Genomic DNA, 24,654 nt, shown 5'->3' on the forward strand with positions numbered 1-24,654 from the left:
GGTCAGTATGATGATGTTATAGTAGAATGGGAATTATAAAAATAAGGTATTGAGAGCGCAAAGTATAAAAATGTATATAGTTTACACAAATATATGGAATAGTTATGTTGACCGAATGGATATAAAAATTAAAAACAGGTGAGTAAATAAAAAGGATTGCAGATTTAATTGAAATGAATATGAGGAAAGAAACTGGGGATGTCAGCTTCAGCATGTCCAATTGCAGTACATATATGAGGGCGGAGGCCACCGTTTCAATAAAGTATCTCTTTAAAGAAGATGTATTTAATTATAAAATTTGCTAAATTAAAAAATAGAAAGATATATTATATAGCATATAAAAAAATTAAAAACAGGAGGAGATAAAATGAAAAAAATAGTTTTATTTATTACAGTATCAGTTATTATGTTAATGGCTTTTACAACAACGTCCTTTGCCCAATTGCCTCTTCGTGTGGTGGTAAACGGCAATAGGGTGAATTTCCCGGATGCAGAGCCATTTATAGACGACAACGGCAGGACACAGGTACCGGTGAGGTTTGTAAGTGAAGCATTAGGGGCAGAAGTAGGCTGGGAAGGAAGCACAAAGACGGTTACAATATCCCAGGGAGATAAAGAAATAAAGATAGTAATCGGAAAAAAGGACTATACAATAAACGGTGAAAAGAATCTAATGGATACAGAAGCACTGCTGAAGGAAGACAGGACCTTTGTACCGGTGAGGTTTGTAAGTGAGGGGTTAGGTGCAAGGGTGGATTGGGACCCGGCTGTAAGGACGGTTTATATTGATACGAGGGAAAAAGGCGATTCTAAGGATGACATACCAAAGGATGGAAGTATTATTGAAGTAGATGGGTATTTAGTGCCAAATGATACAAATATAATTATCGCAAAGGCTCGAAGTAGTAAAGTTGTAGAAACATACATTTCTATAAATTTTATGAGGCCAAATTTTGAAAAACAAATTGAAGACTTAACATTTGCATTAGAAAATAAATTTGGTAAAGATATAGCAAATCAAGTGAGAAAACATGTTGAACAAAAGAAAAGCAGATGGCATTATTTGCCTGAAAAATATATATATGTAGAGAAGACAAATCAATATATTTGGTTAAGAAAATCAATAGGAGAGGATATAGCGGTAGACGTTTTACTTCCGGGATATGTACCTGATACAAGTGAATATGATGATGTTGTAGTAGAGTGGGAAAATTAATAACTATAGAACAGAGGGTGTAAAAGGTGAAAAAGTATATAATTAAGATACTAATTATATCCTTACTAATACAGGTAATTAATATTACAGTATCAGCAAGTAGCACTAATATAAAAACAGCCAAAGAATCACTGGATATTGCCAATAAATTTTTAGAAGAAAATGTACTGGGATTTTACGGTTATTTTGGAGAAACGAATATAAAGGGAGATAAAATAAATGAAGTATTAGCTGTAAAGGGTACTCCGGCTTTTAGTGATATGCCTAGAGAATGTAACAAATTTTGTGTATGAATGAATAATTAAATTCCTTCTTGGCAAGAATTACAAACAATAAAAGCTAAGGAGGAATTTTTTATGTCAACATTATCAAAAGAACAGATAAAAGCAATAGTTAAGGGAAATAATTTCCAAAGTGTGACTGATGTCACGAACTATCTTAAAGACATTTTTAAAGACATTATACAAGAGCTTATGGAAGCTGAATTAGAAGAAAAGCTTGGTTATGCTAAGGAAGAACGTAGTGCAAAAAATACCGACAACTGTAGAAATGGTTATTCTACTAAGACTTTAAAAAGTGAATTTGGAGAAGTTGAGATTCAAATTCCAAGGGACCGTAAAGGAGAGTTTGAGCCTAAAATTATACCTAAATATCAAAGAAATGTTTCCGGCATAGAAGAAAAAATAATATCTCTATACGCAAGGGGCATGTCAACCAGGGATATTGGAGAGCAGCTAAAGGACCTTTATGGAGTGGAAATATCTGCGGAAATGCTTAGTAGGATTACTGACCGTATTATTCCTGAAATAAAAGAATGGCAACAAAGACCCTTAGAACCTATATATACATTTTGTTTTATGGATGCCATTCATTATAAAGTAAGAGATGAAGGAAGAATATGTAATCGTGCAGCCTATGTGGTTATTGGTGTTAATGTTGAGGGATATAAAGACATACTGGGTATATGGATTGGAGAAAATGAATCATCAAAATTCTGGCTTGGTGTAATGAATGATCTTAAAAACAGGGGTGTACAGGATGTAATGCTATTTTGCGTGGATGGACTTACAGGACTGAAAGAAGCTATAAATGCTGCGTTTCCTATGGCAGAAATACAAAGATGCATAATACATCAACTGCGTAATTCCTTTAAGTATGTATCCTGCAAAGACATAAAAGCCTTTAGTAATGATTTTAAAAATGTCTACAAAGCTATTAATGAAAAGGTTGCCTTAGAGAAGTTTTATGAATTAAAAGAAAAATGGGGAAAAAGCTATCCCTTTGCGATACGGAGCTGGGAAAATAATTGGGATGTACTAAGTCCATTCTATAAATTCCCAGAAGAAATCCGAAAGATTATCTATACAACTAATGTCATTGAAGGATTACACCGGCAGTACCGTAAGGTAACAAAATCAAAAACTATGTTTCCATCAGATGATTCTTTAGAAAAAATGCTATATATGGCTTCAAAAAATGTGATAAAAAAATGGACCCAACGTTATAAAAATTGGGATAGGGTATTGAATCAACTGATAATTCAATACCCAGGACGCCTTGACAATTATGTTAGTTAAAACAGAAAGACAAATAAAGTATTAAGTGTTCCTTGAAAACTTTATATGGCGGTTTTACTATGTTTAATATCTTCCTTTGAATTTTCAAGTACAAGGTATAATTTGTCTGCAGAGTTGACTTTTCCGGAAACACAATATATTTTGTCTCTTTTAAAGACATGTTTTTTCCTGAAGTCATAGAGTAAATAAACCCGGTTAGTGTCAAGATCCTTCATTGTAAAAATATTGTATCTATCTAATTCTTTGCAATTTATCATTACCATGTGGTTAGCACTAAAATTAAACACTGCAAAGCTCCTTCATCATAAAAAATATAGAATCTTATATAGGATTTTATACGCTTCCCTGAAACTTGTATGGTTTCAGCCCGGTTGTAGGTTCCCTGTTGCTTCCCAGCATTGCAGGGTATCGGCAGAGCCGGGCCTCAATAGAATTATTGACAAAAAGCAAATTAAATTAACATTGTACTTTTATGTTTTTACTTTTTTAAATTTGCTAGACAAATAAGTATTGCCAATTATTAAAAAATTTATGTATAAAACTTTAATAATTGGCAAAACTCTATAATGAAAAACAAAATGCAGTTATATATTCTGTAAACTAAAATTAATTAATGTTTCTTGCTGAGAAGGATTTACATAAAATCTAAACCCACAAAATTATTTACACTCCCTTTAATAAAATATTGTTTTAGTTGTGATGGTCAGGCTTTTTGTCCCGAAGTTATAAAGGCATTTAAGGAAAGATTTGATGATTATGATGAATCGGTAAAAAAATTTTATAGTTTTAATGGCTCAAATGACTTTGTGAATCCCCTTGGCATATACATAATTCCAGATGAAAACCGTTTTTATTTTAAATCGGTAATTCCATCAAAAATTCCATTGAATATAGATAGTTATAAAGATTTCTCTAAAGTTTTAGATATTATTAAAAAAGATCGTAAAAGTCTGAGTGAGTTTAAGAAACTTCATTTTCCTGATTCATGCTTAACAGAAGAAGGTACATTTTCAAAACAGACGGAACAAGGCTTTATATCTTTACTTGTTGAAAATGTTTCTCAGGAAGTTATGATACTGGATCCTGAAGAAAGGGAAAAAATATTTAGGGCAGTAATGTCATTATTCCAGGGAGACAATGAAACTGTGGATGGAGAAATAGTGGCCTCATGGTCTGATAAAATGGCGACTTTAGAGTCAAGAGAATTTTTGCTTGGAGCACTAAAAATAGCACTTTTAGATACAGTTAAAGAAAAAGAAGGTATTGTAGATCAAGTTGTAGTTTTTAGTATTCTAACAAAAATATATTTGATATTAATGTTTGGTGATGTGATAGCAACAGGAGGAGTAAAAATAGTAAAGATATCTCAGGCATCAGTAGAGTTTTTTAGAGATATAACAACAATTGCTAAAAGGACTGCATTAGATATATTAGAGAATCTCAAAAACATATCAATAGTTACAGAAAATTTTAAGAATGAGATGCTAAATAGTTTAAAAATCTTAGGAAAAACAGTCTTAGTTGAAAGCGTAGAATTTATAAAAAAATTGTTTTATCCGAGACAATCCGGTATGGAGACAGGAGAATTTTTACTTGCCTATGGAGGGGCTTTAGGTGCAGCATTTTATAAATTTATTTTAGAAGCAAGGGATTCCTTTGGCAGGTTAGTTAAGCATATTGGAGTTGTTATAGATGATATGATAAAAATATCAAAGAGTGCATTGAAAGATACAGCTGAAAAGATGTTAATATATAGTAAGAGGATTATAGCGGCTGTAACCGGCTTTTTCAATAATTTAGCAAGTGGAATAAATAATTTTTTAATTTATCGCAAAAAAGCTCTTTTTAATTTATTACACAGTACAGTTGAAATAGTAATAGAAGGAATAAATAATGCAAAAGAAATAATAAGAAAAGGACGTGAAAAGCTAAAAGAAGGTGTAAACAGAGTTGTTAATTATCTTGACAACATAGCAAAAGCAGTTACAGTTAACCTTGTCAAAAAGGCAGCTGTTGAATGTATAAGGGGATTAAAATTTTTGGTAGACAAGATAAAAGAGTCAGTTTTGGGAATAAAGGGACTTGAAGTAAGTTTTACGGAGGTATTTTTAAAATTTATGTCTGAAGCAAAAAATTTTGCAAAATACTGCAAAAAAGAAGTGGCGAATGCATGGAATAAAGTGACTAGAAAAGCAAGCCAAACAGTTGAAAAAGTTGTAGAGGATACAAAACAGCAAATAAAAACTATGCGTGAGAAATTTGAAGGTGCAGTTAAGTATGTTATAGATCATAAAAAGGAAACAGTAAAAAGTATTAGGGATAAAAAAGAACATGTACTTAAGACTTTAAGAAACAGTGTAATTAGAACTATAGGAGCAACGTACATAAGAAACTTAAAAGTAGATTTAGTAAGATTAGAAGATTTGAGAAAAAAGATGAAAGACTTAGAAAGGGAATGGGGAGAAAAGAAACATTACATGCTAAAGGATGTAAACAATTTAGCATCTGATACGTAGAGAAAATATAATGAATACTATGTAAGACAGAGAATACGGGAAATTAATAGAATTTGTGATAATATAAAAACAGAAACCAGGAGAATTACCGATATGATTGGAAGAAAAGCAAAAGAATTAGACAATGCTTGTGTAGAGTATAAAAGAATAGAAGCTATGGCAGGTAGGGAAGCAAATAGTTTTGCTTAATTATAAAAATAAAGTTAAAATAATATTTTGTAGATATATATTATATATCATGTAAAAAATGAAAAATGGGAGGAAATAAAATGAAAAAGATAGTTTTATTTATAACAGTATTAGTTATTATGCTAATGGCTTTCACAACAACATCATTTGCCCAATTGCCTCTTCGTGTAGTGGTAAATGGCGATAGGGTGAATTTTCCGGATGCAGAGCCGTTTATAGACGACAACGGCAGGACACAGGTACCGGTGAGGTTTGTAAGTGAAGCGTTAGGGGCAAAAGTAGATTGGGAAGGAAAAACAAAAACAGTTACAATATCCCAGGGAGATAAAGAAATAAAGATAGTAATTGGAAAAAAGGAATATACAATAAATGGTGAGAAGAATTTAATGGACACAGAAGCACTGCTGAAAGAAGACAGAACCTTTGTACCTGTAAGGTTTGTAAGTGAGGGGTTAGGTGCAAGGGTAGATTGGGATTCTGCTGTAAGGACGGTTTATATTGATACTAGGGAAAAAGGCGACATAAAGGATGACACACCAAAGGATGGAAGTATTATAGAAAAAAATGGTTACTTAGTGCCAAATGATACAAATATAATAATTGCAAAGGCTCAAGAAAGTAAAATTGTTGAAACAAGCATATCTATAAATGTTTTGAGACCAAATTTTGAAAAGCAAAAAGAAGATTTAGTGTTTGCAATAGAAAGTAAATTTGGGAAAGATATAGCAAATGAAGTGAAAAAACATATTGAACCAAAGAAAAAAAGATGGGATTATATACCAGAAAAATACATATATGTTGAGGAAACAAAACAGTATATATGGATATCGGAGTCAGAGACTGCAGACGTATCAATAGATATTTTAGTTCCAGGATATGTACCTAATAGAAGTCAATATAATGATGTTGTAGTAGAGTGGGAAAATTGATATTATATAATGGCAGGTGTAAAAGGTGAAAAAGTATATAAATAAAATACTGATTATATCTTTACTTATACAGATGATTAACATTACTGTATTAGCAAATAGCACCAATATAAAAACAGCTAAAGAATCACTCGAAATTGCCAATAATTTTTTAGGAGAAAACTTAGGTCACTATGATTATTTTTTAGATGAGAACATAAAAGGACAAAAAATAAATGAGAAGTTGGATGTTAAGGGTACTCCGGCTTTTAATAACATGCCTATTTTTGTATATGGCAGTGAGGAAAAAGCCAGTATTGATGCTGTTAAAGAAGCTGCAATTAAAGTAATTAAAAGACCTGATGAAGAAGGAATTCCACAATACAGATGTTTAGGCTACACTCTTAATGGAGATTTATTTGCAAATCCTGTGTTTCCACCTGATTATCCTCCTACTCAGAATGTAAAAACACTTAATGGAAGATGGGTAAAGGAACCATGGAACCACGAGCACCCTTATATTCGGCAGTGGATAAAATCTAAAGATTTTAAACCTGACATATTATTCGAAACAACCGGAAGGCGGGATTTCTTTGCCGCAAATATAGTTGACGGTCCGGAGCCCCAATATTTTTCTGACGGAGGTTCTGTTGAAGACTATGTACATATAATCCAGCCCCCTACAATGTATTCATGAGGGCTGGGAATAGGATTTTATTTTCACAACAATGGTCAAAATTTAAGATACAAAACCTTTCTCCTTATGCCGTTTGAAATGTTAAAAAAAGATATTTCCGTTCAAGCAGAATCCATTCCGGTTGGTGCCGGAGCAGGAAGAAAAGTTTTAGTTGGAATAAATGTAAAGTCTACATTTACCGAGGATGAGACAGCAGATTATGAATGGGAAATTATAAAGAAAAGTGATGGCTCTAAAATACCTGTAGAATATTTAGGACATGCAACCAAAGAAAAGGGCAAAATCACCATTCCCGGTGAAAATGAAAGATTGATGTATGCAAGTTTTAGTATGCCTGAAGATGATGTTTTGGTGCGTTTTGTTATAAATGAAGACGGTACAAGCCCTGAAGAAAAATATTTAGGAAACAATGTATTTGAAGCAGAAATAAAGTATGTTGAGAGTATTTTTGAATATGGTGAATATGACATTCCTTACAATGTACTCTCAAGAGACTTTAGTTTTAATCTTTCAAAAAGACCTTCCGTGGCTGATTTAGGGTCTGCAAGAGGAAGGTGGAGTGGCAATATAACAGGAGAGTTTAAAATAATAAGAGATCCAAGAGACGGGTTGTTTAGAAAGTATTCTGAACAAAATAATCCTCCTGTCAATGAAGTGAGAAGAAGCAGAGTTGAAAGAAATCCTATTGTAAATTTCACCATTGAAAGAAGGGATTTTGGAGATGACCCTGAAGGTAGGAAATGGCTTGACATAAATCCTTCAACCCCGGTGGTTAAAAATGGCCGGCTTTTCTCTGAAGGTTATATACAAGGATGGGATGTTTATGAGTGCGGTTTTGAAGATTGTGAATTATGCCCTCATAAAGTACTTAGAACTGCACCGTTTAACGAAGTAACAAAAGATTTAACGTTTAATGTTTATGTATACAATGGAATGAAAAACATTCCGTCAAAAAGCTTTAGAAATGAAATAGAAAACAACAGGGTGGATTCTCTTAACAAAAAAATGTATTGGGAAAGTGAGGCGTATAATTTTAATGTAATCAGGTGGATGTGCCGTTTAGACTCCAATGGAAAAGAATACGGCTGGACACCTGTTGACGGAAAATATCAAAGAACTTTTAAGCAGCAAAACAGTGGAGATATACAAATAAAAATAAATAGTCCTATGGAAATTGAATATATGCAGGCAAGGGAAGCAGCAAGGCAAGGTATAAACAGAAAAGACCTGTATGACAAAGCTGTATTTCCAACGGATATAGATCTACAAAGATTTGACTATCCTATAAAGTCAGGATACTACTTTAACCCTGCCGGAAAATATTCTTTTAAAGTGGAGACGGTAACATACAAGCCTGTGCCTTATGATACACAGGAACACAAAGATATTGTAAACGCCGTTATAAATTCATTTAACTATGAAACAGACCTTATGTACATAAATGACTACAGGGAAGCTGTAAATATAAAAGGAGAACTGCTGCCTGAAAGGGGAAGTACTTTCAGTACACGTCCGGGCAGATTGACGGCACGGGATAACATAGGTATAAACGGGATAGAACTTGTGACGGTGTTAGACAGAAATAGCGATGAGTCACGTTATACAAAAAAAGTTGAAGAAATTTACCATGAACATATAAGCGGAGGAAATACACATGAATATTGGAAAATGGTGATGGAAGGATATGAAGAGTCAAATACTTTAAGCAGCAGGGATAATTACAAATACAGAGAGTATGTAAAACCGGGACAAAAAATGTACAAAATAACAGAAACAACAGAGGTGGACATTATTATAAACAAGGACAATATAAACACTTTTACACATGCACATATGCCGGATGGTGAGTATTACATAAGAGTGTGGATGGACAATGTTGATTTAGGAAGCAGCAGCCATGCATATAGCTCATTAGGTACATTAAGCGGGGTAATGCTTGATGAAATGTATATTACGGTAAAAGGCTCCATGTATGATGACTAATAATGTTTTTGTATAGGTTGTTTTCTTGATATTTCTGAATTTAAAAAGCATGATTTTAATCACAGTTGAAAGGTGATTTAAAATCATGCTTTTTGTATGTGTTAATCTGCAGTCAAAAACTAAATTATGTAAAACTATGACTTTAGTCATGGTTAAATAGTGACTAAAGTCATGGTTTTTAAAAAAACAGCGGCTAAGGTCACGAAAAAAAGTGACCAAAGTCACGGAAAATAGTGACTAATGGCACTTGCAGTTTAATCTTTTAGTTGCTATAATTAGTTTTAGTTGTGTAGGTGTTCAGTAATCTGATGAAAGTTGGATATAAACACATGAAAGGTTAATCTTTGAAATAACCTTGGCTATCCTGTCATTCTGGCGGATATGCCCAAAAAGATTTAATTTATAAGCTAAATGGCTTTGGTTTGGTGACAACAAATGACCTCATCCCCTTTCTAGATCGATATTATAGAAGGTTTGGAAGCCGGGAGGTGAAGTTACTTGTTTTCAGTTAGTATAAATTAAGTAATATCAACGGGTTCAGCTTTGCTGAACACCGACTTAATTATGTAAAGGAGGTGAAATATATGGCAAGGATAAGTTTTAGTCCTGAACAAGCGAGAGGTGTGGCAAGATCAATTAAAAACAAAGGAGATGCAGCAAAGGGTGTTGTCGAACAGCTTGACAGGGAAATCAAATCAGTTGAAGGCTGGTGGGAAGGTGATTCTGCAAGAGCTTTTGTAGATGAGTTTAACAGTTTGAAGCCAAGTCTTGATAAGCTAGTGGAGTGTGTACATAACATTAGCATGCAATTAGATAAAATTGCAGAAATTAAAGAACAGAGTGAACGTGACATAGCTTCTCAACTTAGAAAGTAATGATTTTAGTTTGATGTTCTGCAACAGAAATTATTTCTAGAGTGTGCAGGGCATAAACAAAAAATGTATTTTTAACAGTGTAAAAGGTTAGAAATTCATATGTTAAAAAGCACTAGCAGGTGAAGTTCTAATACTTTTACCTGTTAAACTATGTATTCTTAGTATATTTGAGAGAATATATAGTTTAGCAGAAGAACTAAGTTATTTATAAAGTAGTAATGGAGGGCTGATTATGAGTACACAAAATGCTGTACAAAGTACAATAAGAAGAGTTAATGAAGTAGAAAGTGACTTGAAGAAAAAACAAAATATGTTAAAAGGTGCGGTAGAAGAAAGTAAGACTTGGTGGAAAGGTGAGGCAGTCAAGTCTGTTGATGCTAGTTTGTCAGAAATTGAAAAAATTACAAACAGAACATACAGCAACATAAACAGCTTAAAATCCCAGCTAAGAAGCTTAGCATCAGATATAAAACATGCAGACGATGAAAGAAGACGTAAATTAGAATTGGAAAAAAAGAAGAGAGAACAGGAGAAAGCTAATAGATTTATATAGCAATTAATAAAAGACAAAAAACGTAATTAAAACTTAATTTAATAATGGCTTTGTAAACTAAACATGAAAAAATAGCACAATGTTTTATAGAATTGCTTTAAATTACTTTCAATTTCGCCTTGACGATTATAAAAGTCCGCCTTGAGATTGTCAAGGGTAAAATGAACGCGCTAACGCGCGCCCTTGACAATCTCAAGGACGTACATTTGAAAAATATTTTGGCGAAATTAAAGCAAAATTTATGCTACAAGAAGATACTTTTTCTTCTCTCTTTCAGTTAGATTTAATCCAGCAACTTGAGCTGGCGTTAAGCCATTAAGAGATGAATGAGGCCTAACAAAATTATAGAAAAATATGAACATGCTGATTAGGTTGTTGGCTGATTCAAAGGAATTAAAACCTTGCTTAGTCTTATACCAAGCTTTAAATTGATGATGGAAAGACTCTATTAAATTATTAGAAACATCATCTTTAAAGCTTTCAACGCGAATATGTTTAACAGAACTACCTAGCACAGATTTAACTGGTACTTTATAAGCACTATATCGATCGCTAACTATGGCATTAACAGTACCTAAATCTTTAACAGAATTAAGCAAAGCAAAAGCTTGGCTAGAATCTCTATAAGGCGATAAATGAAAACCTAAGACAAAGCGGGTTTCTGAATCTATGATAAACCAAATATAATATTTTTGGCCATTAATTTTTATAACTGTTTCGTCAGCATGCCATTCATCAGAATTAAAATCTAACATTGGTATAAGTTCCAAAGAGAGATTATTAAAGAATGGAGCAAACTTTTTACACCAATTGCTAATGGTAGTATGAGAAACCTTAACATTATGGGCTACTCTAAGTATTAAGGCAATATTTCTAAAAGAATTTTTGCCAAGGTAAAACATAGATAGAGCAGTAATAATTATATGCACTGGGTAACGCATACGTTTAAAATCATTCTTACCAACAAGTTTAGACATAGATGCAGGTAATATATTATTTGGTTTAGGAACAAACATAGAATGATTGCACTTTTTATCACAACAACGGTAATTAGAGTAGTATTCATAATCGTGATGAAGAAATGTTGCTTTACCGCAAACAGGGCAACGGGGGTATTTAGGCACCTTTTTAGACGTTGGTCTATCAGGAGCAAATTGGTGATTACATTTACGGCAAAGGTATTTTTGATAACCATCTCTATCTTTGCCATAGCGATAAAAAGAATCTTTATTATTGCATTTTGGGCACTTAATTGGTACAATTTTTTGCATGAGGACTTCATCCTTTCTGGGAGGTATTTGTTTTCTGGCAAAAACATTGTACCACAGAGGATTGAAGTCCTCAATTTTCATTTAAGTTTACAGAGCGTTAATAATATATAGGAGGGGATTTCATGAAGGAAGAAAAGGCGATTAATGAAGAACAGAGAACTGGTGAAGAGGATAAGGAATTTTTAGAATTAAAAAATTGGCTTGAAGATACAGAAGGTACTATTAATGAAGAAATATTTAATATATTTTTTAAATCAAATGATGAAGAATTACTTGTTGCAAAAAATATACATTCAATTCTTTTAAAAGTGAATGATTTAGATAAAGAAAAAACTAGAGAAGCAATGGGAAATGTTATAAAATACATGAAAAAAGAGCTGGCTGAAAACAGAGATAATATAAAATTTGAAGGGGACATAGAAAGCAATGAAGAAGAGTTTAATTTGGAGGTGGAGAAAGTTACAGAAAAAGCAGTTGAAATAGTAGAAGAATGCTGTAAAAGTGTTGAAATCATATTAAAAGGTTTGGTTTTATTTACAATGGGTAAAACGGAATTTGATGTAAACAGTGTAATTAATGAGTTTTTTACAAAGGTAGATGAAATATTAGAAAAAGAAAAGGCAGAAATAAATAAAAAAGTAAATGAGAAAATACAGGACTTAATTTATTCTCAAATTGGATTTTTGGAATTCAACTTTGAAGAAGAACTTGAAATGGAGGATTAAAGTATGATAGAGAAAATAGCAATAGGTATAATATCAATAATATTAGCGATAGGAGTGTGTGGATGTATGTCAAATAGCAAAGATAGTAAAAAAGATGTTGTGAAGCAAGAAAGTTCAGTAAAAGATATGATGATGGAGCATATGAGAGAAAAATATAACGAAGAGTTTGAGTTTGTAAACATTGACACCGAAGTATGGACAGCACCTTATACAGAGATGATAGTAAAATCAGAGAAATTTCCTAACCACAGGATAGTAGTACAAAGATATAGTGAGACAGGTGCTATAGTTGACAACTATATGGATTTTCATATGAAAGAAAGGATTGAAGAGGAATTAACTGAAATAGTGAAAAAAATTTATCCAAAGAGTAAGGTGTTTTATAGACCAGGAGGAAGACCGGTGCCAAACAGTGTAACACCTGATATAAGTATTGCAGAATATTCAAAAATAAGACTTCCAGGTCTTCCAGTGACTATATGTATTGAAGACCCTGATTATGAAACAAATAAGGAAGAGAAAATAGAAGAACTTCGAAAAGTTTTAGAAGAGAAAAAGTATATATGTAATTTAGATGTTTTCTATATAAAAGAGGGCAAAATAGATTTAATTAATGAAGATAATAGAAGAGAAGTATTAACAGGACCTCATAATGCTGAATGGGTTTTAATGAGAGCATATTTTTTAATGAATGATTCTTTTGAATTTGAAAATGACCCTGAATGGAGGGAGATAAAATGAATGAATTAAATCAGGAGATCCAGGATCAGGGTTTAGAAGGAAGACTGTTAAATACATTAATATATTTAAATATTGAATGGTCTGACGCTGAAGATGGATGGATGCTTAGAGATATATTAAATAGATTAGGTAAATTTTACAATTCTCCCGATGGTACTATATGCGAAGAGAAATATGCTATGTATAAGGAATTATACCTTGAAGACTCCATGAAATTAGGCAGAAGAGATAAAAAATCTGAAACTGGCTTTAAAGAAGGTTCCGAAGAAGACTATGAAAATAGGATGCGTCAATATAGAATTTTAAAAAATGCAGTTGAAAATAATGAAAGATTAGCCAATATGACTATAGGAAATCAGAGCTGGAATATGGGTGATAAATTCAATGACAGAAAAGGTCTTAATGCATGTACATTTGAGGACGAAAACGGGAATATAATAGTGGTGTATAGAGGAACAGCCTCCGGAGAATGGGGAGACAATTCCGAAGGACTTATAGGATTAGTTAATGAAACTCAACAACAAAAACAGGCAATGGAATACTTTGATTATATAGTGGAAAAAAACAACTATCATAAAAAGAATATAGAAATTACTATTACAGGTCATTTAAAAGGTGGTAATAAGGCACAGTATACAACTGTAAATTCAAAATATAGAGATTTAATAAAATATTGCTTTAGCTATGATGGTCAGGGTTTTTCTCCCGAAGCTATAGAAGCTTTTGAGAAAAGATTTGATGATTACAATGAATCATTAAAAAAACTTTATAGTTTTAATGGAGAAAATGACTTTGTAAATCCCCTTGGCATATATATAATTCCAGATGAAAACCGTTTTTATTTTAAAACTGTAATTCCATCAGAGATTCCACTAAATATAAATAGCCCTAAAGATGTTTTAGAATTTATAAAAAATATTACAGGCATCTCTGATGTTGCAAAACTACACTTTCCAGATTCGTGTTTAACAGAAGATGGGGAATTTGAAGGTGGAAAAAGTTACAAAAAAAGCAGTTGAAATAGTACAAGAATGCTGTAAAAGTGTTGAAATCATATTAAAAGGTTTGGTTATATTTACAATGGGCAAAACGGCATTTGATGTAAACAGTGTAATTAATGAGTTTTTTACAAAGGTAGATGAAATATTAGAACAAGAAAAAGCAGAAATAAATAAAAAAGTAAATGAGAAAATACAGGACTTAATATATTCTCAAATTGGATTTTTGGAATTCAACTTTGAAGAAGAGTTTGAAATGGAGGGTTAATGTATGGTAGAGAAAATAGCAATAGGTATAATATCAATAATATTAGCGATAGGGGTGTGTGGATGTATGTCAAATAATAATGATAGTAAAAAAGATGTTGTGCAGCAAGAAGGTTCAGTAAAAGACATGATGATGGAGCATATGAGGGAGAAATATAATGAAGAGTTTGAGTTTGTAAATATTAATACAGAAGTATGGACAGCACCTTATACAGAGATGATAGTAAAATCAGAGAAATTTCCTAACCACAGGATAGTAGTACAAAGATATAAGGAAACAGGTGCTATAGTTGACAACTATATGGATTTTCATATGAAAGAAAGGATTGAAGAGGAATTAACTGAAATAGTGAAAAAAATTTATCCAAAGAGTAAGGTGTTTTATAGACCAGGAGGAAGACCGGTGCCAAACAGTGTAACACCTGATATAAGTATTGCAGAGTATTCAATAGAAACTATAATAGGACTTGCATTAACAATATGCATTGAAGACCCTGATTATGAAACAAATAAGGAAGAGAAAATAGAAGAATTAAGAAAGGTATTAGAAGAGAAAAAATATATGTGTAAATTAGATATTTATTATTTAGACAAAAATAAATTGAATTTAGTTTCTGAGGACAATAGAAGTGAATTTTTAACAGGCTCTACACGAAAGGAATGGGTTTTAATGAGAGGGGATTTTTCAATGGATGAATCTTTTAAATTCCGTTACTATGATTGGAGGGAATTTTAATGAATTATCTTAGTGACGAACTTGAAGCTAAAGGCCTTGAAGGAAGGTTATTAAATACATTAATATATTTAAATATTGAATGGTCTGACGCTGAAGATGGATGGATGCTTAGAGATATATTAAAAAGTTTAGGTAAATTTTACAATTCTCCCGATGGTACTATATGCGAAGAGAAATATGCTATGTATAAGGAATTATACCTTGAAGACTCCATGAAATTAGGCAGAAGAGATAAAAAATCTGAAACTGGCTTTAAAGAAGGTTCCGAAGAAGACTATAAAAATAGGATGCGTCAATATAGAATTTTAAAAAATGCAGTTGAAAATAATGAAAGATTAGCCAATATGACTATAGGAAATCAGAGCTGGAATATGGGTGATAAATTCAATGACAGAAAAGGTCTTAATGCATGTACATTTGAGGACGAAAACGGGAATATAATAGTGGTGTATAGAGGAACAGCCTCCGGAGAATGGGGAGACAATGGAGTAGCACTCTCAGGAGTGGTGACTGAGAGCCCGCAGCAAACACAGGCGTTGGAATACTTTGATTACATAGTGGAGAAAAACGGGTATGATAAAAAGAACATAGAAATTACTGTTACAGGTCACTCAAAAGGCGGGAATAAGGCACAGTACATAACTATAAATTCAAAATACAGAGATCTAATAAAATATTGTTTTAGTTGTGATGGTCAGGCTTTTTGTCCCGAAGTTATAAAGGCATTTAAGGAAAGATTTGATGATTATGATGAATCGGTAAAAAAACTTTATAGTTTTAATGGCTCAAATGATTTTGTGAATCCCCTTGGTATATACATAATTCCAGATGAAAACCGTTTTTATTTTGAAACGGTGATTCCATCAAAAATTTCATTGAATATAGATAGTTATAAAGATTTCTCTAAAGTTTTAGATATTATTAAAAAAGATCGTAAAAGTCTGAGTGAGTTTAAGAAACTTCATTTTCCTGATTCATGCTTAACAGAAGAAGGTACATTTTCAAAACAGACGGAACAAGGCTTTATATCTTTACTTGTTGAAAACGTTTCTCAGGAAGTTATGATACTGGATCCTGAAGAAAGGGAAAAAATATTTAGGGCAGTAATGTCATTATTCCAGGGAGACAATGAAACTGTGGATGGAGAAATAGTGGCCTCATGGTCTGATAAAATGGCGACTTTAGAGTCAAGAGAATTTTTGCTTGGAGCACTAAAAAGAGCACTTTTAGATACAGTTAAAGAAAAAGAAGGTATTGTAGATCAAGTTGTAGTTTTTAGTATTCTAACAAAAATATATTTGATATTAATGTTTGGTGATGTGATAGCAACAGGAGGAGTAAAAATAGTAAAGATATCTCAGGCATCAGTAGAGTTTTTTAGAGATATAACAACAATTGCTAAAAGGACTGCATTAGATATATTAGAGAATCTCAAAAACATATCAATAGTTACAGAAAATTTTAAGAATGAGATGCTAAATAGTTTAAAAATCTTAGGAAAAACAGTCTTAGTTGAAAGCGTAGAATTTATAAAAAAATTGTTTTATCCGAGACAATCCGGTATGGAGACAGGAGAATTTTTATTTGCCTATGGAGGGGCTTTAGGTGTAGCATTTTATAAATTTATTTTAGAAGCAAGGGATTCCTTTGGCAGGTTAGTTAAGCATATTGGAGTTATTATAGATGATATGATAAAAATATCAAAGAGTGCATTGAAAGATACAGCTGAAAAGATGTTAATATATAGTAAGAGGATTATAGCGGCTGTAACCGGCTTTTTTAATAATTTAGCAAGTGGAATAAATAATTTTTTAATTTATCGCAAAAAAGCTGGTTTTAATTTATTACACAGTACAGTTGAAATAGTAATAGAAGGAATAAATAATGCAAAAGAGATAATAAAAAAAGGACGTGAAAAGCTAAAAGAAGGTGTAAACAGAGTTGTTAATTATCTTGACAACATAGCAAAAGCAGTTACAGTTAACCTTGTCAAAAAGGCAGTTGTTGAATGTATAAGGGGATTAAAATTTTTGGTAGACAAGATAAAAGAGTCAGTTTTGGGAATAAAGGGACTTGAAGTAAGTCTTACGGAGGTATTTTTAAAATTTATGTCTGAAGCAGAAAAGGCACTGGTAAGGCTAAAAGATTATGTATTGGGTATAGCAAATAATATAAAAGATGCTGTACATACAGGAATAAAAGCCATGGAAGATTTTAAAGACAAAGCAGAAAGAGCTATTTCGAGCTTTATTGCAAGTGTGGTAAATGGAATAAAGAATTTTGCAAAATACTGCAAAAAAGAAGTGGCGAATGCATGGAACAAAGTAACTAAAAAAGCAAATCAAAAAGTCGAAGAAGTTACAGACAATATAAGGGAACAAATAAAAACTATGCGTGAGAAATTTGAAGGTGCAGTTAAGTATGTTATAGATTATAAAAAGGAAACAGTAAAAAGTATTAGGGATAAAAAAGAACATGTACTTAAGACTTTAAGAAACAGTGTAATTAGAACTATAGGAGTAACGTATATAAAAAATTTAAAAGTAGATTTAGCAAGATTAGAAGATTTGAGAAAGAAGATGAAAGACCTAGAAAGAGAATGGGGAGAAAAGATACATTACATGCTAAAGGATGTAAACAATTTAACATCTGATACGGAGAGGAAATATAATGAATATTATGTAAGGCAGAGAATACGAGAAATTAATAGAATTTGTGATAACATAAAAGCTGATACTAGACGAATTACCGATATGATTGAAAGAAAAACAAAAGCGTTAGACAATGCTTGTGTAGAGTATAAAAGAATAGAAGCTATGGCAGGTAGGGAAGCAAATAGTTTTGCTTAATTATAAAAATAAAGTTAAAATAATATTTTGTAGATATATATTATATATCATGTAAAAAATGAAAAATGGGAGGAAATAAAATGAAAAAGATAGTTTTATTTATAACAGTATCAGTTATTATGCTAATGGCTTTTACAACAACATCCTTTGCTCAATTGCCTCTTCGTGTGGTGGTAAACGGCAACAGGGTGAATTTTCCGGATGCAGAGCCGTTTATAGACGACAACGGCAGGACACAGGTACCGGTGAGGTTTGTAAGTGAAGCGTTAGGAGCGGAAGTAAGCTGGGAAGGAAGTACAAAGACGGTTACAATATCCCAGGGAGATAAAGAAATAAAGATTGTAATTGGAAAAAAGGACTATACAATAAATGGTGAAAAGAATCTAATGGATACAGAAGCACTGCTGAAAGAAGACAGAACCTTTGTACCTGTAAGGTTTGTAAGTGAGGGGTTAGGTGCAAAAGTGGATTGGGACCCGGCTGTAAGGACGGTTTATATTGATACAAGAGAAAAAGGAGACATAAAGGATGAGACCCCAAAGGATGGTAGTATTATAGAAGTAGATGGATACTTAGTGCCAAATGATACAAATGTAGTAATTGCGAAGGCTCAAAGCAGTGACAAAGTAGAAACAAGAATATCAATAAATATTATGAAACCGAATTTTGAAAAGCAGGTTGAAGATTTAACATTTGCATTAGAAAATAAATTTGGCAAGGATATAGCAAATCAAGTAAGAAAACATGTTGAACAAAAGAAAAACTGGTCGGATTATTTACCTGAAAAATACATATATGTAGAAAAGACGGAACAATATATTTGGATAAGAAAGTCAGTAGCAGAGAGCATATCTATAAATGTTATGCTTCCGAGATATGTACCTAGTACAAGTCAATACGATGATGTTGTAGTGGAGTGGTAAAATTAATGGTATAGAACGGCAGGTGTAAAAGGTGAAAAAGCATATATTTAAAATACTGATTACATCTCTACTGATACAGGTGATTAGCATTACAGTATCAGCAAATAGCACCAATATAAAAACAGCTGAAGAATCGCTAGATATTGCTAATAAATTTTTAGAAGAAAATGTACTGGGTTATTATGGTTATTTTAAAGAAAAGAACATTAAAGGACTTGAGATAAATGAAGCGTTAGCTGTTAAGGGTACTCCGGCTTTTAATAACATGCCTATTTTTGTATATGGCAGTGAGGAAAGAGCCAGTATTGATGCTGTTAAAGAAGCTGCAATTAAAGTAATTAAAAGACCCGATAAAGAAGGGAATTCCCAATATAGATGTTTGGGTTATACGGTCAATGGGGATTTATTTGCAAATCCTATATTTCCACCTGATTATCCCCCAACGCAGAATGTTAAAACTCTCAACGGAAGATGGGTTAAAGAACCGTGGGACTACGAACATCCCTATATTCAACAGTGGATAAATAGGGTTGTTTTTACACCAGATGAATTATATAAAGAAACCGGAAGGCGGGATTTCTTTGCCGCAAATATAGTTGACGGTCCGGAACCCCAATATTTTTCTGACGGAGGTTCTGTTGAAGACTATGTACATATAATCCAGCCCCCTACAATGTATTCATGGGGGCTGGGAATAGGATTTTATTTTCACAACAACGGTCAAAATTTAAGATACAAAACCTTTCTCCTTATGCCGTTTGAAATGCTAAAAAAAGATATTTCCGTTCAAGCAGAATCCATTCCGGTTGGTGCCGGAGCAGGAAGAAAAGTTTTAGTTGGAATAAATGTAAGGTCTACATTCACTGAGGATGAGACAGCAGATTATGAATGGGAAATTATAAAGAAAAGTGATGGCTCTAAAATACCTGTAGAATATTTAGGACATGCAACCAAAGAAAAGGGCAAAATCACCATTCCCGGCGAAAATGAAAGACTGATGTATGCAAGTTTTAGTATGCCTGAAGATGATGTTTTGGTGCGTTTTGTTATAAATGAAGACGGTACAAGCCCTGAAGAAAAATATTTAGGAAACAATGTATTTGAAGCAGAAATAAAATATGTTGAGAGTATTTTTGAATATGATGAATATGACATTCCTTACAACGTACTCTCAAGAGACTTTAGTTTTAATCTTTCAAAAAGACCTTCCGTGGCTGATTTAGGCTCTCCAAGAGGAGAATGGAGCGGCAATATAACAGGAGAGTTTAGAATAATAAGAGATCCAAAGGACGGATTGTTTAGAAAATATTCTGAACAAAATAATCCTCCTGTCAATGAAGTGAGAAGAAGCAGAGTAGAAAGAAATCCTATTGTAAATTTCACCATTGAAAGAAGGGATTTTGGGGATGACCCTGAAGGTAGGAAATGGCTTGACATAAATCCTTCAACCCCGGTGGTTAAAAATGGCCGGCTTTTCTCTGAAGGTTATATACAAGGATGGGATGTTTATGAGTGCGGTTTTGAAGATTGTGAATTATGCCCTCATAAAGTACTTAGAACTGCACCGTTTAACGAAGTAACAAAAGATTTAACGTTTAATGTTTATGTATACAATGGAATGAAAAACATTCCGTCAAAAAGCTTTAGAAATGAAATAGAAAACAACAGGGTAGATTCTCTTAACAAAAAAATGTATTGGGAAAGTGAGCCGTATAATTTTAATGTAATCAGGTGGATGTGCCGTTTAGACTCCAATGGAAAAGAATACGGCTGGACACCTGTTGACGGAAAATATCAAAGAACTTTTAAGCAGCAAAACAGTGGAGATATACAAATAAAAATAAATAGTCCTATGGAAATTGAATATATGCAGGCAAGGGAAGCAGCAAGGCAAGGTATAAACAGAAAAGACCTGTATGACAAAGCTGTATTTCCAACGGATATAGATCTACAAAGATTTGACTATCCTATAAAGTCAGGATACTACTTTAACCCTGCCGGAAAATATTCTTTTAAAGTGGAGACGGTAACATACAAGCCTGTGCCTTATGATACACAGGAACACAAAGATATTGTAAACGCCGTTATAAATTCATTTAACTATGAAACAGACCTTATGTACATAAATGACTACAGGGAAGCTGTAAATATAAAAGGAGAACTGCTGCCTGAAAGGGGAAGTACTTTCAGTACACGTCCGGGCAGATTGACGGCACGGGATAACATAGGTATAAACGGGATAGAACTTGTGACGGTGTTAGACAGAAATAGCGATGAGTCACGTTATACAAAAAAAGTTGAAGAAATTTACCATGAACATATAAGCGGAGGAAATACACATGAATATTGGAAAATGGTGATGGAAGGATATGAAGAGTCAAATACTTTAAGCAGCAGGGATAATTACAAATACAGAGAGTATGTAAAACCGGGACAAAAAATGTACAAAATAACAGAAACAACAGAGGTGGACATTATTATAAACAAGGACAATATAAACACTTTTACACATGCACATATGCCGGATGGTGAGTATTACATAAGAGTGTGGATGGACAATATTGATTTAGGAAGCAGCAGCCATGCATATAGCTCATTGGGTACATTAAGCGGGGTAATGCTTGATGAAATGTATATTACGGTAAAAGGCTCCATGTATGATGACTAATAATGGTTTTGTATAGGTTGTTTTCTTGATATTTCTGAATTTAAAAAGCATGATTTTAATCACAGTTGAAAGGTGATTTAAAATCATGCTTTTTGTATGGTTAATCTGCAGTCAAAAACTAAATTATGTAAAACTATGACTTTAGTTATGATTAAATAGTGACTAAAGTCATGGTTTTAAAAAAAAACAGCGGCTAAGGTCACGAAAAAAAGTGACCAAAGTCACGGAAAAAAGTGACTAATGGCACTTACAATCAAATATTTTAGTTGCTATAATTAGTTTGTAAGAAAAAATATTTATTTACTAAAGAGAATAAATACCGGTTATAGCAACTAAAATTACATAATTCACATAAATAAAATAAGTATTAATTATGTAATTAAGGATTAATGCATGATGGGGAAATAGCAGCAGGTATAGCATCTATAGCATCAATAATATTAATGACGGGAGTGTGCGTATACATGTCAAATAATGGCGATAAAAATGCAGACGGTCTAAAAGAAGAAGGTTCAGTAAAGTATATGATGATGGAGCATATGAGAGAGAAATATAACGAAGATTTTGTGTTTGTGAATATTAATACAGAAATATGGACAGCCCCTTATACAGAGATGATAGTGAAGTCAGGGAAATTTCCCGGCCAAAGAATAGTAGTGCAAAGATATAAGGAAACAGGTGTTATTGTTGACAACTATATGGATTTTTACATGAAGGAGAGAATTGAAAAGGCATTAACTGAAATAGTAAAAGGGATTTATCCAAAAAGTAAGGTGTTTTACAGATCAGGTGGAAGACCTGTACCGAACAGTGTAACACCTGATATGGATATTTCAGAATATTCAAAAATAAGACTTCCGGGTCTTCCGGTAACCATATGCATTGAAGACGGCGGATATGAAACAAATAAAGACAATAAGATAGAGAAGCTTAGAAAGGCTTTAGAAGAGAGAAAATATAAATGCAACCTGGATGTTTTCTATATAAGGGAGGGCAAAATAGACTTAATTAGTGAGGAAAATGTAACAGAAGTATTAACAGGGCCTCATAATGCTGAATGGGTTTTACTTAGAGGTGGTTTTAATACGAAAGATACCTTTGAATTTAGCTACAGTAAATGGAGGCAGGTAAAATGAATGAATTAAATCAGGAAATTTACAGCTTGAAGATTCTATGAAATTGGGAAGAAGGGATAGAAAATCCAGTACAGGTTTTGAAGAAGGTTCTATGGAAGACTATAAAGAGAGGCAGCGTCAGTATAGAATTATAAAAAATGCCGTTAAAAATAATGAAAGACTAGCTAACATGACCATAGGAAACCAAAGCTGGAACATGGGAGATGAATTCAATGACAGAAAAGGCCTTAATGCATGTACATTTGAAGATGAAAACGGGAATATAATTGTGGTTTACAGGGGGACAGGTTCCGAAGAATGGGGGGACAATGCGGAAGGAGTTATAGGACTGAATATAGAAACTATACAGCAAGTGCAGGGGATGAAATATTTTGATTATATAGTATTTACCAGACTCTTGCCTGACAGAAGACGGGGATTTCTCAGAGTAGGTGGAACAAGGAAGTTTATCTTTGTTTGTTGAGAATCTTTCTGAGGAAGCTTTAAGGCTAGAACCTTTGGAAAGAGATGCAATTTTTAGAAGCATAATGTCATTTGTGCAGGGAGATGATGAAACAGTAAGTGGGGAAATTGTAGCATCATTTTCTGATAAATTTGCTGCATTAATGTCACTTTCAACATTAGCTGATTTTGCAGGTAAAGCCCTGTTAGATACCACCAGTGAGAAAAAGGGAATTGTAGCTGAACTTTTAGCTGCCCGTGCATTGGCAGGTATATGCCCAAAACTGTTTGAAGATGATTTGGAGAGAATAAAATCAAGAAATACTAAAGTTACCATTTCAGATGTATTAGAATTTTTAAAAAAGCTAGGGGGGTTAACTACAGGGAGTTACAAGGACTATGAAAAAAACATGACCGGTTATTCAAATTGGTTGAACATAAATTTTTAGGTGCAGAAAACACAGCTAAAAAGAAAACACACTAAAAAATAGAGGATTAATTTATGAAAAAGAGAATTGTAATTAAGAGGATTAATTTAAATAAAAGAGAATTGTAATTAATATGGTATCAATATAAATATACGTTATAAATTTAAATTATAAATTTACTTTATGCATTTACATCATGCTGCATATTTACATTAAATACTTAAATCACAACTCTTCACTATAATTCATAAAAAACAGGAGGAAAAAATGTGGCTATTAGTTTCTGTACCTATGGTTTCAATATTTACAGTTTTGGCAAGTGGTTATTTACAAAAAGATAAGATACTAAAAAACGAAGAAGGAAGAATTAACATTAGCAAAATTTTTCCTAAAGATATTAAATATATTGCATTTTTAGTGCTTGCGTTTATAGCCGGTATGACAGTTTTTACTGTGCAGTACAATTATTTTGGGAAATACATAAAAGCATCAAAGCTTACTTTTTTAATTATGCTATTGGCTCCTATAGCCTACATAGATTTCAAAAGCCATATAATCCCAAACATCCTTGTTCTCACTGGTATTTTTGCAAGAATTGTATTTTATATAATGGAAATAATAGCATTTAAACAGGAAACACTTGGTATTTTCAAGTCTGATATGAAGGGACTTTTGCTAGGCTGTGGCATTTTTCTTTTAGGAGGTTTGATTACTAAAAATGGAATAGGAATGGGAGATGTGAAAATGTATGCCGCAATTGCCTTGTTCATGGGCTACTTCGGAACGCTTTTTTCCCTTCTGGTGAGTCTTTTTATATGTTCTATTGCTTCCATTATCCTTCTTGCGACGGGGAAAAAAACCAGAAAAGACACCGTACCTTTAGCACCCTTTGTTTACATAGGAACATTTATCACCATGTTTTTTGTGAATTAATCAAATAGTTAATTAGTCAAATAA

Annotated in this window: 24 protein-coding genes; 22 read left to right on the top strand and 2 right to left on the bottom strand. The window is 32.7% G+C overall.

All coding sequences use genetic code 11. The features are described from left to right. The first annotated feature begins 179 nt into the window (after positions 1-179). The 4 genes from HVS_RS17115 to HVS_RS05750 all read left to right on the top strand — a co-directional run bounded on the left by HVS_RS17115 (position 180) and on the right by HVS_RS05750 (position 2,793). On the top strand, positions 180-305 hold the full coding sequence (locus HVS_RS17115) for a hypothetical protein (protein WP_235827765.1): 126 nt from the start codon (positions 180-182) through the stop codon (positions 303-305). A gap of 62 nt (positions 306-367) precedes the next feature. Then, complete coding sequence (locus HVS_RS05740) at positions 368-1,216, top strand: copper amine oxidase N-terminal domain-containing protein (protein WP_101300082.1); 849 nt, start codon at positions 368-370, stop codon at positions 1,214-1,216. Positions 1,217-1,242: 26 nt separating this feature from the next. Next, on the top strand, positions 1,243-1,509 hold the full coding sequence (locus tag HVS_RS05745) for a hypothetical protein (protein ID WP_101300084.1): 267 nt from the start codon (positions 1,243-1,245) through the stop codon (positions 1,507-1,509). Positions 1,510-1,572: 63 nt separating this feature from the next. Further along, a complete protein-coding gene (locus HVS_RS05750; RefSeq protein ID WP_101300085.1) occupies positions 1,573-2,793 on the top strand; it encodes an IS256 family transposase in 1,221 nt (406 codons plus the stop codon). A gap of 41 nt (positions 2,794-2,834) precedes the next feature. Here the strand turns inward: HVS_RS05750 and HVS_RS05755 are convergent, their stop codons facing one another. Beyond that, positions 2,835-3,080 (bottom strand): hypothetical protein, encoded by a 246-nt coding sequence (locus tag HVS_RS05755; protein ID WP_101298598.1) that lies wholly within the window; start codon positions 3,078-3,080, stop codon positions 2,835-2,837. Between the two features lie 333 nt (positions 3,081-3,413). On the opposite strand from HVS_RS05755, the gene HVS_RS05760 reads away from it, so the two are divergent. The 6 genes from HVS_RS05760 (at position 3,414) to HVS_RS05785 (ending at position 10,514) form a co-directional block, all read left to right on the top strand. Next, a complete protein-coding gene (locus tag HVS_RS05760) occupies positions 3,414-5,309 on the top strand; it encodes a hypothetical protein (protein WP_101300087.1) in 1,896 nt (631 codons plus the stop codon). Between the two features lie 269 nt (positions 5,310-5,578). Then, positions 5,579-6,427 carry a copper amine oxidase N-terminal domain-containing protein gene (locus tag HVS_RS05765; RefSeq protein ID WP_159063399.1) on the top strand — a complete coding sequence of 283 codons (849 nt, stop codon included), beginning with the start codon at positions 5,579-5,581 and terminating at the stop codon, positions 6,425-6,427. Between the two features lie 25 nt (positions 6,428-6,452). After that, positions 6,453-7,103: an Athe_2463 domain-containing protein gene (locus HVS_RS05770; protein ID WP_101300092.1), complete on the top strand. Its 651-nt coding sequence runs from the start codon at positions 6,453-6,455 to the stop codon at positions 7,101-7,103. 66 nt (positions 7,104-7,169) lie between these two features. Further along, a complete protein-coding gene (locus tag HVS_RS05775) occupies positions 7,170-9,086 on the top strand; it encodes a hypothetical protein (protein ID WP_101300094.1) in 1,917 nt (638 codons plus the stop codon). A 584-nt stretch (positions 9,087-9,670) separates the two neighbouring features. Further along, a complete protein-coding gene (locus HVS_RS05780) occupies positions 9,671-9,961 on the top strand; it encodes a WXG100 family type VII secretion target (protein ID WP_101300096.1) in 291 nt (96 codons plus the stop codon). Between the two features lie 232 nt (positions 9,962-10,193). Further along, positions 10,194-10,514, top strand: a complete 321-nt coding sequence (locus HVS_RS05785; RefSeq protein WP_101298602.1) for a hypothetical protein — start codon at positions 10,194-10,196, stop codon at positions 10,512-10,514. A gap of 239 nt (positions 10,515-10,753) precedes the next feature. On the opposite strand, the gene HVS_RS05790 is transcribed toward HVS_RS05785, so the two are convergent. After that, complete coding sequence (locus tag HVS_RS05790; RefSeq protein WP_101300061.1) at positions 10,754-11,785, bottom strand: IS6 family transposase; 1,032 nt, start codon at positions 11,783-11,785, stop codon at positions 10,754-10,756. Positions 11,786-11,907: 122 nt separating this feature from the next. On the opposite strand from HVS_RS05790, the gene HVS_RS05795 reads away from it, so the two are divergent. The 12 genes from HVS_RS05795 (at position 11,908) to HVS_RS05850 (ending at position 24,630) form a co-directional block, all read left to right on the top strand. Then, complete coding sequence (locus HVS_RS05795; protein WP_101300098.1) at positions 11,908-12,510, top strand: hypothetical protein; 603 nt, start codon at positions 11,908-11,910, stop codon at positions 12,508-12,510. 3 nt (positions 12,511-12,513) lie between these two features. Then, a complete protein-coding gene (locus HVS_RS05800) occupies positions 12,514-13,251 on the top strand; it encodes a hypothetical protein (RefSeq protein ID WP_101300100.1) in 738 nt (245 codons plus the stop codon). Then, a complete protein-coding gene (locus tag HVS_RS05805) occupies positions 13,248-14,270 on the top strand; it encodes an Mbeg1-like protein (RefSeq protein ID WP_159063400.1) in 1,023 nt (340 codons plus the stop codon). Before HVS_RS05800 ends, HVS_RS05805 begins: the two co-directional genes overlap by 4 nt. Continuing rightward, on the top strand, positions 14,242-14,517 hold the full coding sequence (locus tag HVS_RS05810) for a hypothetical protein (protein ID WP_101300105.1): 276 nt from the start codon (positions 14,242-14,244) through the stop codon (positions 14,515-14,517). Before HVS_RS05805 ends, HVS_RS05810 begins: the two co-directional genes overlap by 29 nt. Before the next feature lie 3 nt (positions 14,518-14,520). Beyond that, positions 14,521-15,252, top strand: coding sequence for a hypothetical protein (locus HVS_RS05815; RefSeq protein ID WP_101300107.1), 732 nt, complete (start codon positions 14,521-14,523; stop codon positions 15,250-15,252). Further along, entirely contained in the window at positions 15,252-18,101 is a 2,850-nt protein-coding gene (locus HVS_RS05820; RefSeq protein ID WP_101300110.1) for an Mbeg1-like protein, read from the top strand. Before HVS_RS05815 ends, HVS_RS05820 begins: the two co-directional genes overlap by 1 nt. Positions 18,102-18,181: 80 nt before the next feature. Continuing rightward, positions 18,182-19,024, top strand: a complete 843-nt coding sequence (locus HVS_RS05825; protein WP_159063401.1) for a copper amine oxidase N-terminal domain-containing protein — start codon at positions 18,182-18,184, stop codon at positions 19,022-19,024. Positions 19,025-19,055: 31 nt separating this feature from the next. Then, positions 19,056-21,692 carry an Athe_2463 domain-containing protein gene (locus tag HVS_RS05830; protein ID WP_101300114.1) on the top strand — a complete coding sequence of 879 codons (2,637 nt, stop codon included), beginning with the start codon at positions 19,056-19,058 and terminating at the stop codon, positions 21,690-21,692. 389 nt (positions 21,693-22,081) lie between these two features. Further along, positions 22,082-22,828, top strand: a complete 747-nt coding sequence (locus HVS_RS05835) for a hypothetical protein (RefSeq protein WP_101300116.1) — start codon at positions 22,082-22,084, stop codon at positions 22,826-22,828. Positions 22,829-22,865: 37 nt separating this feature from the next. Then, positions 22,866-23,291, top strand: a complete 426-nt coding sequence (locus HVS_RS05840; protein ID WP_101300118.1) for a DUF2974 domain-containing protein — start codon at positions 22,866-22,868, stop codon at positions 23,289-23,291. Continuing rightward, positions 23,260-23,718, top strand: a complete 459-nt coding sequence (locus HVS_RS05845) for a hypothetical protein (protein WP_159063402.1) — start codon at positions 23,260-23,262, stop codon at positions 23,716-23,718. The genes HVS_RS05840 and HVS_RS05845 overlap by 32 nt, the downstream gene beginning before the upstream one ends. A 246-nt stretch (positions 23,719-23,964) precedes the next feature. Continuing rightward, entirely contained in the window at positions 23,965-24,630 is a 666-nt protein-coding gene (locus HVS_RS05850) for a prepilin peptidase (RefSeq protein WP_101300122.1), read from the top strand. Positions 24,631-24,654: the final 24 nt, after the last annotated feature.

The sequence above is a fragment of the Acetivibrio saccincola genome (assembly GCF_002844395.1).
Taxonomy (GTDB): domain Bacteria; phylum Bacillota; class Clostridia; order Acetivibrionales; family Acetivibrionaceae; genus Herbivorax; species Herbivorax saccincola.